General features: G+C 55.8%; 9 protein-coding genes. 6 read left to right on the forward strand and 3 right to left on the reverse strand.

The annotated features are described in order from the left end of the window. Nucleotides 1-108: 108 nt before the first annotated feature. Nucleotides 109-354, reverse strand: coding sequence for a septal ring assembly protein ZapB (gene zapB / locus PGR10_RS21105; RefSeq protein ID WP_020077673.1), 246 nt, complete (start codon nucleotides 352-354; stop codon nucleotides 109-111). Between the two features lie 438 nt (nucleotides 355-792). On the opposite strand from zapB, the gene PGR10_RS21110 reads away from it, so the two are divergent. After that, nucleotides 793-1,641 (forward strand): MIP/aquaporin family protein, encoded by an 849-nt coding sequence (locus PGR10_RS21110; RefSeq protein WP_015369132.1) that lies wholly within the window; start codon nucleotides 793-795, stop codon nucleotides 1,639-1,641. Nucleotides 1,642-1,662: 21 nt separating this feature from the next. Next, complete coding sequence (gene glpK / locus PGR10_RS21115) at nucleotides 1,663-3,171, forward strand: glycerol kinase GlpK (protein WP_047040291.1); 1,509 nt, start codon at nucleotides 1,663-1,665, stop codon at nucleotides 3,169-3,171. 107 nt (nucleotides 3,172-3,278) lie between these two features. Here glpK and gltS read toward each other — a convergent pair whose 3' ends face one another. Next, nucleotides 3,279-4,481: a sodium/glutamate symporter gene (gltS, locus tag PGR10_RS21120; protein ID WP_015703819.1), complete on the reverse strand. Its 1,203-nt coding sequence runs from the start codon at nucleotides 4,479-4,481 to the stop codon at nucleotides 3,279-3,281. 287 nt (nucleotides 4,482-4,768) lie between these two features. On the opposite strand from gltS, the gene PGR10_RS21125 reads away from it, so the two are divergent. From PGR10_RS21125 to PGR10_RS21140, 4 genes are all read left to right on the forward strand, one after another. Beyond that, the gene (locus PGR10_RS21125) at nucleotides 4,769-6,160 is read left to right on the forward strand and encodes a nucleobase:cation symporter-2 family protein (RefSeq protein WP_213317609.1); all 1,392 of its coding nucleotides are present in this window, start codon (nucleotides 4,769-4,771) and stop codon (nucleotides 6,158-6,160) included. A 161-nt stretch (nucleotides 6,161-6,321) separates the two neighbouring features. Continuing rightward, a complete protein-coding gene (locus PGR10_RS21130) occupies nucleotides 6,322-8,019 on the forward strand; it encodes an AsmA family protein (RefSeq protein WP_430924054.1) in 1,698 nt (565 codons plus the stop codon). Nucleotides 8,020-8,247: 228 nt separating this feature from the next. Next, nucleotides 8,248-9,807, forward strand: coding sequence for a PTS transporter subunit EIIC (locus tag PGR10_RS21135; RefSeq protein WP_045390562.1), 1,560 nt, complete (start codon nucleotides 8,248-8,250; stop codon nucleotides 9,805-9,807). Between the two features lie 13 nt (nucleotides 9,808-9,820). Next, nucleotides 9,821-11,200 (forward strand): glycoside hydrolase, encoded by a 1,380-nt coding sequence (locus PGR10_RS21140; RefSeq protein WP_430924055.1) that lies wholly within the window; start codon nucleotides 9,821-9,823, stop codon nucleotides 11,198-11,200. Between the two features lie 172 nt (nucleotides 11,201-11,372). Here the strand turns inward: PGR10_RS21140 and PGR10_RS21145 are convergent, their stop codons facing one another. Further along, the gene (locus PGR10_RS21145) at nucleotides 11,373-12,095 is read right to left on the reverse strand and encodes a MurR/RpiR family transcriptional regulator (protein ID WP_316425007.1); all 723 of its coding nucleotides are present in this window, start codon (nucleotides 12,093-12,095) and stop codon (nucleotides 11,373-11,375) included. Nucleotides 12,096-12,211 lie beyond the last annotated feature (116 nt).

The following is a 12,211-nucleotide window of genomic DNA, read 5'->3' on the forward strand; positions in this document are numbered from 1 at the left end:
AGAAAGCGAATCAATGATTAAAGAATAAAAAAAGATTGGCTATAACCTGGAGATATAAAGCGGAGGATAAAGAAAACCCCCTCCCGGACGGGAAGGGGCGAGAAGCGATTAGACTTCTTCCATGCGGCCCAGCAGCGCCTGCAGACGATCCTGCCAGCCCTGCTGTTGTTCTCTCAGCTGGCTATTTTCACGCTCCAGCTCTTCACGACCGTGCTGCGCGCTCTGCACTTCCTGCGCCAGCGTGGTGTTCTTTTCTTTCAGCTCTTCGATTTCCATCTGCAACAGAGTGATGGTATCAATCGCCTGCTGAACTTTAGATTCTAATTTCTCAAACACTTCTAATGACATCGTCATACCTCTCCTGATCTTGCAAGGCGTTGATAGAAACTCGTGTTTCGTATACGCGGTCCCGCCTTAACGAATTAGCGCACAATAGCGGTGTTGTCGTCGATTGTATGAATCCCCGCCTCACCTGTCCAGCGACAACCCGCGCAGATTGCGGTTTGCAACACTTTTCAGTCTTTACCTGGTGCGTTCGCGGCAATTGCCCCGAACTTCTCTGGCGATTGTTAATCAATGAGATAACAGAATACGCAGAAAAAGGTGGGTAAATGTGCCGCAACACGCGTTTATGGCGCGAAAACGCTCATTTTCTTGACGAGGGACACAAATTTAAATTTCGATATTTCTCGTTTATGCTCGTTAACGATAAATTAACACTATGCCTACAAGGCACCGTGGTCGTCCACGACCAACATACTTACAATAATCACTTCGCTTCAGGATCCGATTATGAGCCAGACATCAACATTAAAAGGCCAGTGCATCGCAGAGTTTCTCGGTACCGGGTTGTTGATCTTTTTCGGCGTTGGGTGCGTAGCTGCGCTCAAAGTCGCAGGAGCCAGCTTCGGTCAGTGGGAAATCAGCATCATCTGGGGTCTGGGGGTGGCTATGGCTATCTACCTGACCGCGGGCGTATCCGGTGCGCACCTTAATCCGGCGGTCACCATCGCCTTATGGTTATTCGCCTGCTTTGATGGGCGCAAAGTTGTTCCTTTTATTATTTCGCAATTCGCTGGCGCCTTTTGCGCTGCGGCATTAGTTTACGGGCTTTATTACAATCTTTTCTTCGATTTCGAACACACCCACAATATGGTACGCGGCAGCGTGGAAAGCCTTGAGCTCGCCGGTATCTTCTCGACCTACCCTAACCCGCATATCAATTTTGTGCAGGCCTTCGCGGTAGAAATGGTGATTACCGCTATCCTGATGGGCGTGATTTTAGCGCTGACCGACGACGGCAACGGCGTGCCGCGCGGCCCGCTGGCGCCGCTGCTGATTGGCCTGCTGATTGCCGTTATCGGCGCCTCCATGGGCCCGCTGACCGGCTTCGCGATGAACCCGGCGCGTGATATCGGACCGAAAGCCTTCGCCTGGCTGGCAGGCTGGGGCAACGTCGCCTTCACCGGCGGCAAAGATATTCCTTATTTCCTGGTGCCGCTGTGCGCACCGGTGGTCGGCGCGGCGCTGGGCGCATTCAGCTACCGCAAATTCATTGGCCGCCATCTGCCTTGCGACACCTGCGTCGAGGAAGAAAAAGAATCCGCTTCTTCCGCGTCGCAACAAAAAGCTTCGCTGTAATCTGACTACGGGACACCAATTATGACCGAGAAAAAATATATCGTTGCGCTCGACCAGGGCACTACCAGCTCCCGCGCCGTCGTGATGGATCACGACGCCAATATCGTCAGCGTGTCACAGCGTGAATTCGAACAAATTTATCCGAAGCCAGGCTGGGTTGAGCACGACCCGATGGAGATTTGGGCCTCGCAGAGCTCTACGCTGGTCGAAGTGTTGGCAAAAGCCGATATCAACTCCGACGAAATTGCCGCCATCGGCATCACCAACCAGCGTGAAACCGCCATCGTATGGGAGCGTGAGACCGGCAAGCCTATTTACAACGCTATCGTCTGGCAGTGCCGCCGCACCGCGGATATTTGCGAGCAGCTCAAGCGCGACGGCATGGAAGAGTACATCCGCAAAGCCACCGGCCTGGTGGTGGACCCGTACTTCTCCGGTACCAAAGTGAAGTGGATCCTTGACCATGTCGAAGGCGCCCGCGAGCGCGCCAAGCGCGGCGAGCTGCTGTTCGGTACCGTTGATACCTGGCTTATCTGGAAAATGACCCAGGGGCGCGTGCACGTCACCGACTACACCAACGCCTCGCGTACCATGTTGTTCAACATCCATGAACTGGACTGGGACGACAAAATGCTCGACGCGCTGGATATCCCGCGCGCCATGCTACCGGAAGTACGTAAGTCTTCTGAAGTGTACGGCCAGACCAACATCGGCGGTAAAGGCGGTACCCGTATTCCTATCTCCGGCATCGCCGGCGACCAGCAGGCGGCGCTGTTTGGCCAGCTGTGTGTGAAAGAAGGGATGGCGAAAAACACCTACGGTACCGGCTGCTTCATGTTGATGAACACCGGTGAAAAGGCGGTGACCTCAACCCACGGCCTGCTGACCACCATCGCCTGCGGCCCGACCGGCGAAGTGAACTACGCGCTGGAAGGCGCGGTGTTTATGGCCGGAGCGTCGATTCAGTGGCTGCGTGATGAAATGAAACTCATCAACGATGCCTTCGATTCTGAATACTTCGCCACTAAGGTGAAAGACACCAACGGCGTGTATGTGGTGCCGGCCTTTACCGGTCTTGGCGCGCCGTACTGGGATCCGTATGCGCGCGGCGCGATTTTCGGCCTGACCCGCGGGGTGAACGCCAACCATATTATCCGCGCCACGCTGGAATCTATCGCCTATCAGACGCGTGACGTTCTGGAAGCGATGCAGGCCGACTCCGGTATTCGTCTGCACGCCCTGCGCGTGGACGGCGGCGCGGTCGCCAACAACTTCCTGATGCAGTTCCAGTCCGATATTCTCGGCACCCGCGTGGAACGCCCGGAAGTGCGTGAAGTCACGGCGCTGGGCGCCGCCTATCTGGCAGGTCTGGCGGTCGGCTTCTGGCAAAATCTCGACGAGCTGCAGGAGAAAGCGGTGATTGAACGTGAGTTCCGCCCGGGTATTGAAACCACCGAGCGTAATTTCCGCTACAGCGGCTGGAAGAAAGCGGTGAAACGCGCGTTAGCGTGGGAAGAGCACGACGAGTAAACCTCGGTATCGCGCCGGATGACGATACCAGGGCGTTGCCCGTAGGCCTGATAAGCGCAGCGCCATCAGGCAAAAAAATGCCGGAGATTAACTCCGGCATTTTTGTATCAGCCAAATATCGGCAACAACAGGTACAGCTTAATCACCAGCGCGTTGACGATGTCGATAAAGAACGCCCCGACCATCGGCACCACCAGGAAAGCCATATGCGACGGGCCAAAACGGTCGGTAATCGCCTGCATATTGGCAATCGCCGTCGGCGTCGCGCCAAGCCCGAACCCGCAATGACCGGCTGCCAGCACGGCGGCATCATAGTTCTTACCCATCATTCGGTAAGTCACAAACACCGCATACAGCGCCATCGCCACCGCCTGTACCGCCAGAATAATAATCATCGGCAGCGCCAGCGACGCCAGTTCCCACAGCTTGAGGCTCATCAGCGCCATCGCGAGGAACAGCGACAGGCTGACGTTGCCCAGTACCGATACCGCGCGGTCAAACACGCGATACAGCCCAGCCAGCGCCAGGCCGTTGCTGAGGATCACGCCGATAAACAGCACGCAGACGAAGGTCGGTAATTCAAACACGGTACCCGCCAGCAGTTGCGCAACCACCTTCCCTACGGTCAGGCAGATAGCGATTAACGCAATACTTTCAATCAGCACCAGCGAGGTGATCATACGGCCCATATCCGGCTTCTCAAACGCCGTCGGCGCCAGCTGGTCGTCCGGTGTACCGTCCGGCGAGGAAGAGTGCTTCACCAGATAACGCGCCACCGGCCCGCCGATCAGGCCGCCGAGCACCAGGCCGAAGGTTGCGCAAGCCATGGCGACCTCGGTGGCGTTGGCAAAACCGTAACGCTCAACGAATAATTTACTCCACGCCGCCCCGGTGCCGTGGCCGCCGGAAAGCGTGATAGAACCGGCCAGCAGACCCATCAGCGGATCCAGCCCCAGCAGCTTCGCCATGCCGATACCGAGAGCGTTCTGCAGCAGCAGCAGGCCCACCACCACAATCAGGAAAGTGCCAAGCACTTTGCCGCCCGCCCGCAGACTGGCAAGGTTAGCGTTAAGGCCGATAGTGGCGAAGAACGCCAGCATCAGCGGGTCCTTCAGGCTCATATCGAAATCGATTTCGATATCCATGCTTTTTTTCAAAACCAGCAGCGCCAGCGCCACCAGCAGGCCGCCAGCGACGGGTTCAGGAATGGTATATTTTTTGAGGAATGGGACGTTCTGAACGAGCTTTCGCCCTAAAAGCAACACCATGGTTGCGGCAACGAGCGTCGATAAGGTATCGAGATGCAACATAAAAAAGAGCTCCTTATGGGCGCATGATTCATTCACACGCGACGGTATTCCCGGTGTCGATTACTTCTCATCTTGAGGAGTCGAAGAGCGATTTTAAGCAGAAGTGCGCAAAAAATGACAGAAAAAGATATTTTGTATTAGCGTTGATGCGATCAAGCATACAAAATGTTAATTAATTTGTTACATCTATTCAGTGAGGATATTTTTTGCGCCAAATCGTGGCAAACGTTTGCTTTTGGTCTACAGTCCGATAAAATTCCCGCTTTGCCACCTTGGGATTGTTTGTGATGTCCGTTACGACCGCAGAGTCAGAAAATGCGCAACCGGTTGCGCATAAACCAGCCAGCGAATTAATCTATCGCCTCGAAGACCGTCCGCCGCTTCCGCAAACGCTGTTTGCCGCATTCCAGCACCTGCTGGCGATGTTTGTCGCGGTCATCACCCCGGCGCTGCTTATCTGTCAGGCGCTCGGCCTTCCGGCCGAAGATACGCAACACATCATCAGCATGTCGCTGTTCGCCTCCGGCGTGGCATCCATTATCCAGATTAAAGCCTGGGGGCCTGTAGGCTCCGGCCTGCTCTCCATCCAGGGCACCAGCTTCAACTTCGTCGCCCCGCTGATTATGGGCGGCACCGCGCTGAAAACCGGCGGCGCCGACGTGCCGACGATGATGGCCGCGCTGTTCGGTACCCTGATGCTGGCGAGCTGCACCGAGATGGTTCTATCGCGGATTCTGCATCTGGCGCGCCGCATTATTACGCCGCTGGTCTCCGGCGTGGTGGTGATGATTATCGGCCTGTCGCTGATTCAGGTTGGCCTGACTTCTATCGGCGGCGGCTATGCGGCGATGGCCGACCATACCTTCGGCGCGCCGAAAAACCTGCTGTTGGCGGGCATCGTGCTGGCGCTGATTATTATCCTCAACCGCCAGCGCAACCCGTACCTGCGCATCGCCTCGCTGGTGATCGCGATGGCTGCCGGTTATCTGGCGGCGTGGTTCCTCGATATGCTGCCGGCTAACACCGCGCCTACCAACAGCAGCCTGATCACTATCCCTACGCCGCTCTATTACGGTCTGGGCATCGACTGGAGCCTGCTGCTGCCGCTGATGCTGGTCTTTATGATCACCTCGCTGGAAACGATCGGCGATATCACCGCCACCTCCGACGTTTCTGAACAACCGGTCTCCGGCCCGCTGTATATGAAACGTCTGAAAGGCGGCGTACTGGCGAACGGCCTGAACTCATTTGTTTCCGCAGTTTTCAATACCTTCCCGAACTCCTGCTTCGGCCAGAACAACGGCGTGATCCAGCTGACTGGCGTCGCCAGCCGCTATGTGGGCTTTGTGGTGGCGCTGATGCTGATTGTGCTCGGCCTGTTCCCGGCGGTAAGCGGCTTTGTGCAGCATATTCCTGAGCCGGTACTTGGCGGCGCGACGCTGGTGATGTTCGGCACCATTGCCGCATCCGGCGTGCGCATCGTCTCCCGCGAGCCGCTGAATCGCCGCGCCATTCTGATTATCGCCCTCTCTCTGGCGGTGGGTCTCGGCGTATCGCAGCAGCCGCTGATCCTGCAGTTCGCGCCGGACTGGCTGAAAAACCTGCTCTCTTCCGGTATTGCCGCTGGCGGTATCACGGCGATTGTTCTGAATTTAATCTTCCCGCCTGAGAAGAACTAACGCATTGAAGTTGCGCTCCCCGGTATCGCCACGGCGACCTGGGAGCGCGGCGGCTGTAACATCTCTTCACCTCACTTCATCTCATTTCACTATTCCCGCCTTGAGGATTGCGCATAAATCGTGCATAACACGGTGATGTGTACTTATCAGGATGGAAGATCATGAAATTTCTTGGAAAGCTGGTTCTCTGGCTGCTGATCGCCCTGCTGGTCGTTATCGTCGCCGCTTACTTTGCGCTGCAGACCCGCTGGGGGGCGCGCCAGGCGAGCAGTTGGTTAAGCGAAAGCACCGGCTGGAAAATCGCCTTCGATAAGATGGCGCATGACTTCTCTTCTCCGCTACATCTGCAGTTGCAAAATGTCACCTTTGGCCGCGACGGCAAGCCGCCGACGCTGGTTGCCAGAACGGTGGATATCGGTTTTAGTACCCGCCAGTTCAGCGACCCGCTGCACGCTGATGAAATCGTCCTCAGCGACGGCACGCTGAATCTCTCTCCGGCTTCCGCGGCAATGCCATTTGCCGCCGACCGCCTGCAGCTACGCGATATGGCCTTTAACAGCCCGGACAGCGAGTGGAACCTGAGCGCCCAGCGGGTGACCGGCGGCGTGATGCCGTGGCAGCCGGAAGCGGGCGATGTGCTGGGCAGGAAAGCGCAAATTCAGATGAGCGCGGGCTCGATGAATCTTAACGGCGTCGAAGCCAGCAACGTCCTGATCCAGGGTGCGATTGATAACGGCGAGGTGACCCTGAGCACCCTTGGCGCCGATATCGCGCGCGGCACGCTGACCGGCAACGCCAAACGCCGCGCCGACGGTAGCTGGCTGGTTGATAACCTGCGCCTGAATGAAATTCGTCTGCAGAGCGCCAAACCGCTGGATGAGTTCCTTACGCCGCTCACCTCGGTGCCGTCGCTGCAGATTGGCCGGCTGGATGTGACCGATGCTCGTTTGCAGGGGCCAGGCTGGGCGGTGACCGACCTCGACCTCAACTTGCGCAATCTGACCTTGAGCCATAACAGCTGGCAAAGCGACGACGGGACGCTATCGATGAACGCTAGCGAGTTTATCTACGGTTCGCTGAACTTCCTCGATCCCATCGTTAATGCCGAATTCTCGCCGCAGGGCATTGCGCTACGCCAGTTCAGCTCCCGCTGGGAGGGCGGCATGGTGCGTACCTCCGGCAACTGGCTGCGCGCCGGTAATGCGCTGGTGCTCGACGATGCCGTCTTCGCCGGGCTGGAATATACGCTACCGTCCAACTGGAAACAGCTGTGGATGGAGCCGATGCCGGGCTGGCTGCAAAGCCTGACGCTGAAGAAATTCAGCGCCAGCCGAAATCTGATTATCGATATCGACCCAGCCTTCCCGTGGCAGATCACCGCGCTGGACGGTTACGGCGGCGAATTACAGCTGGTGAAAGATGGCCAGTGGGGCGTGTGGAACGGCAGCGCCACCCTCAATGCCGCCGCCGCGACCTTCAACCGCATCGACGTGCGCCGCCCGTCGCTGAAGCTGAGCGCGAACGCTTCTACGGTCAACATCAGCGAGCTGAGCGCCTTTACCGAGCGCGGTATTCTGCAGGCGACCGCCGCGGTGTCACAATTGCCGCAGCGCCAGGTCAATCTGAGCTTGAACGGCCGCGGCGTGCCGCTGAATATTCTGCAGGCCTGGGGCTGGCCTGCGCTGCCGATTAGCGGCGACGGCAATTTCCAGCTAACCGCGAACGGTCGCGTGCAGGCCAATGCGCCGCTGAAACCGAGCGTTAATGCTCAGCTCAGCGCCACCAATATGGATAAGCAGCAGGCGGCGCAGGTGATGCGCAACGGCGAGGTTAGCAACGCGCCCGCCGCGCCGCAGTAAAGTCCCCCTCTCCCTGCCCTCTCCCCGCAAAACTCAGCTCTGACCGCTCTCTCTCCCTAAAAGGGAGAGGGTTGGGGTGAGGGTCCTGAAACCTGTATGCAATTAGCGGCTATTTGTACCTATTTCCCGCAACAGGTTCCTTTCAAATATCAGAGTTGCTATAACCAAAATACTGGAAGTTGATAAAAATAATGCTCCCCTGTACCTACAAAAATAAAAGGAACAACCATGTCTGTAATACGTCAACGTATTCTGGAGAATATGCAAAAATTCTCCAGGGCCATGATCGGCGCAGTATTGTTCTTGCCGGTCATTGGATTAATTCTGGCTCTCAGTTCCGTCTTAACTAACCCGACTCTTATTGCTGAAACCAGTTTCCTTCATCAATTAGGGCAACTGCTTGGTGATACCTTCTGGCCATTATTCGGTAACCTCGGATTATTGTTTTGCGTGGGAATAAGTTACGGCCTGGCAAAAGATAAAAAAACGGAGGTCGCACTTGTCTCGGTGATGTGTTTTATCATGTTTCTCGGCGCCAACCATTCATGGCTGGAACATACTCATGCGGTGGCGGAAAAAATTAACGGCGAATATTACGGTACCGGGCAAACGCAGCTATTAGGCTTTGTGGTCGTCGATATGGGAGTATTCCTCGGAATCATTCTTGGCTGCACCATTGCCTGGGTACATAATAAAGTCTCCAATATTGAGCTGCCCGGCGCGCTATCGATGTACGGCGGGGCGAAGCTGACGCTGGTCGCCATGACGCCAGTCATTATCTGCTATGCCATTGCTTTTACCTGGATTTGGCCGTTTATGACCCACGGCATTAGCGCCCTGACCGGGTTTATGAAGAATGCCGGCGTTGCGGGAGTGTTCGTCTACGGCTTCTTTGAAAAATTCCTTATTCCCACCGGCTTGCACCATTTCGTGTGGTCACCTTTCCAGCTTACGCAAATCGGCGGCACGCTAAATGTCGATGGCCAGGTCGTCTCCGGCACCCAGGCGATTTTCCTCGCCTATATGCGCCATCCCGATCTGACGCCGGTGATGAACGACGCATTACGTTTCTCGCAACAGGGGATGACCACCATCTTTGGCCTGGCGGGCGCATCGCTGGCGTTTTATCACACCGCAAAGCCGGAGAAGAAAGCGATGGCGAAGGCGATTCTGCTGCCGGCGATTATCACCTCGATGCTGACCGGCATCACCGAACCCATTGAGTTCACCTTCTTATTTGTCTCGCCGCTGCTATGGGTGATCCATGCGACGTTAACCGCCGCTTCACAGGCAATTTGCGACATCTTCACCGTGCGGCCGTGGGGCGCCTCCGGCCTGATTGAGTTTCTGATCTACAACCTGCCGCTGCCGGTGTCGTTAACCCGCTGGCCGGGGTACGTGCTGATCGGTATTGGTCAATTTATCGTTTATTACGCGATATTCCGCACGCTGGTCGTGAAGTTAAATCTGAAAACGCCGGGCCGCGAGGATGACGATAACGTCAAGTTATACAGTAAGGCGGACTACCGTAAAAAAGTCAGCGGCCCGCAGTCGATGACGGATGAAATTATTAATGGCTTAGGCGGTAAAGCCAATATTATCTCCGTTGATAACTGTTTCACACGCCTGCGGGTGGCCGTCCATAATATGGCATTAGTTGATGATGAAATATTAAAAAGCACTGGCGCAAATGGCGTAGTACGCAATCGTAATGAAGTTCAGGTTATTTATGGCGTCAAAGTCGGGCAAGTCCGTTCCCGGGTTGATAGCTGGCTAGCAGAAAATTAATTGGGAGTGATGTATGAAATTAACCGTATTAGGCGGGGGCGGTGTACGCTCTGCATTTCTGGCGAAGTCGCTGGCTTATAACGCGCACCGCATTGGTTTAACGGAAGTGGTATTTCAGGATAGCTCAGCAGATAATTTATCGCTATTTGGTGAAATCGCCCGCTATGTATTTAATACCATTCGCCCGGATATTCATTTTACTACCACCAGCGATCCGGTTACCGCGCTGCAGGGTACCCATTATGTGATTACCACGCTGCGCGTCGGTGGCGATGAGAGCCGCATCCGCGATGAGCGGATTGCACTGGAGCATAACACGCTGGGCCAGGAGACCACCGGCGCGGGCGGTTTTGCCATGGCGATGCGCTCGATCCCGGCGATCCTGCGCTACTGTCGGCTGATCGAGGAACATGCCGACAAAGACGCGATCCTGTTTAACTTTACCAATCCGTCCGGGCTGGTCACCGAGGCGATTATCAAATCCGGTTTCAAACGCCGGGTATACGGGATTTGCGATGCGCCGTCGGAGCTGATTCGCGAACTGCCGGAGATCCTCGGCTGCGACCCGCACGACCTGAGCGTAGAATGCTACGGCTTAAACCACTTTTCCTGGTTTACGCACTTCACCGTGCGCGGGGAAGATGTTACCGCGCAGCTGGTCGCCAACCCGGATTTGTACCGCAAAACGGCGATGCAGTACTTCTCGCCGGAGCTGGTCAAACTGTGCGATAACCAGTTGCTCAACGAGTATCTCTATTACTACTACTATCGCGAAGTGGCGCTACGGGCGATTCAACAGGCGCCGGAGACCCGCGGCGAGCAGATTGCACGTATCAACCACGATATGCGTCAGGAGCTCAGCGGCGTGGATGTTAAAGCGGATCCGCAGGCGGCCTTTACCATCTGGATGAAACACTACCTGCGCCGCGAAAACAGCTATATGCAGAACGAGTCGCAGCAGGAAAAATTCCATACCCGCGAGCCGTTAACGTTGCGGCAGTTTATCGAAGAGCCGGATACCGGCGGCTACGCCGGGGTGGCGCTGGATATTCTGGAGGCGGTCAACAGCACCACCACCAAACGCATCGTGGTGTCGATACAGAATAACGGCACGCTCGATTTTTTACGCCCCGACGATGTGATTGAAATCAGCTGCGATCTGAGCAAAGAGGGTCTTAAGCCGGTGACGCCGGTTAACGTGCCGACGGCGCAGAAAAATATGATTGCCAGCGTGAAGGAGTATGAACGATTGGCGGTGGCAGCAATTCTACAGCAGGACAAATCGCTGGCGGTACAGGCGTTGATGGCTCATCCGCTGGTCGGTTCATATTCGCTGGCGAAGAGGCTGGTTGCGGCCTATCTCGACGATGAACAGTTCTCCGGGTGGCGGTAACGAGTTCACGCTCGATTGAGTAGCCCGGATAAAGCGCCAGCCGCTATCCGGGCACTTCCCCCGCTCGCGCTACGCTTAGCGGGGCTACAGCCCGCTCGATTGAGTAGCCCGGATAAGGCGCCAGCCGCTATCCGGGAACTCCCCCGCTCGCGCTACGCTTAGCGGAGCGGGGCTATCTATTGCTACGTTCGCTGGTAAACCACATTTTTAACAGCCGCTCAAAGCCCAATATGCAGTAGCCAAAAAACGGGTTGCTCCAGTAAATATCATCGTCGAACTTCTGCGGGTCATGAATAATAAACGCCGTATTCGCGGCCTGCGCCAGCGGGCTTTGATAATCGCCGGTAAAGCAAACCAGGTTTATCTCCTTGCCTTCCAGCGCCTTAACCCAATTTAACGCCGAACTGCTGCGTCCGGATTTAGAAATGATCCAGATAGAATCAAAACGGGCAGCGTTTTTTTGCTCAAGGATTTCGTAATCGGGCCACAGCGCCAGGCTGGCGTTAACGCCGGTGACGAGAAACTTATTATAAATATACTGGGCGATCAGCTGCGAAAAGCCGCTGCCGTGGATCAAAATACGCTGCTGCTCAAGGCCAGTCAGCAGCGGCGTCAGCGCTTCTGCCGGCTGAATGCTCATATAATCGATATCGTTGGTGACATCGAGCTTTGGCATGGTGATATTGAACTTGATGAAATAGACCAGCTCCAGCCAGCCGCTGAACTTAAGCTTCTTCGCCAGCCGCACCAGCGAAGAAGGATTACTGTAGCAGCGCTCCGCGACGGTGCGGATCCCTTCGCGGATACATAGCTGCGGGTCATTCTGAATAAAACGCAGCACGGTCATTTCGGTTTTACTCAACTTCACGTCACGAAAGATATTTTCTAAGTCCATTACGGGCTCCTCTCAGCGGCAGGTTACGCTACCACCGGAGGGCAAATCGGTTTGTGGGATGAGTCACCAGAATGAAATGAACGTTACGAATTGTGCAATAAATGGAATAAAAAAAC

It is taken from the genome of Klebsiella sp. 141198 (genome assembly GCF_050600785.1).
Taxonomy (GTDB): domain Bacteria; phylum Pseudomonadota; class Gammaproteobacteria; order Enterobacterales; family Enterobacteriaceae; genus Klebsiella; species Klebsiella aerogenes.

Bases quoted from the DNA above. Each gene is read 5' to 3' on its own strand.
- PGR10_RS21135 (WP_045390562.1), top strand. From the start codon at position 8,248: ATGTCTGTAATACGTCAACGTATTCTGGAGAATATGCAAAAATTCTCC.
- PGR10_RS21145 (WP_316425007.1), bottom strand. From the start codon at position 12,095: ATGGACTTAGAAAATATCTTTCGTGACGTGAAGTTGAGTAAAACCGAA.
- PGR10_RS21130 (WP_430924054.1), top strand. From the start codon at position 6,322: ATGAAATTTCTTGGAAAGCTGGTTCTCTGGCTGCTGATCGCCCTGCTG.
- zapB (WP_020077673.1), bottom strand. From the start codon at position 354: ATGACGATGTCATTAGAAGTGTTTGAGAAATTAGAATCTAAAGTTCAG.
- PGR10_RS21125 (WP_213317609.1), top strand. From the start codon at position 4,769: ATGTCCGTTACGACCGCAGAGTCAGAAAATGCGCAACCGGTTGCGCAT.
- glpK (WP_047040291.1), top strand. From the start codon at position 1,663: ATGACCGAGAAAAAATATATCGTTGCGCTCGACCAGGGCACTACCAGC.
- PGR10_RS21110 (WP_015369132.1), top strand. From the start codon at position 793: ATGAGCCAGACATCAACATTAAAAGGCCAGTGCATCGCAGAGTTTCTC.
- gltS (WP_015703819.1), bottom strand. From the start codon at position 4,481: ATGTTGCATCTCGATACCTTATCGACGCTCGTTGCCGCAACCATGGTG.
- PGR10_RS21140 (WP_430924055.1), top strand. From the start codon at position 9,821: ATGAAATTAACCGTATTAGGCGGGGGCGGTGTACGCTCTGCATTTCTG.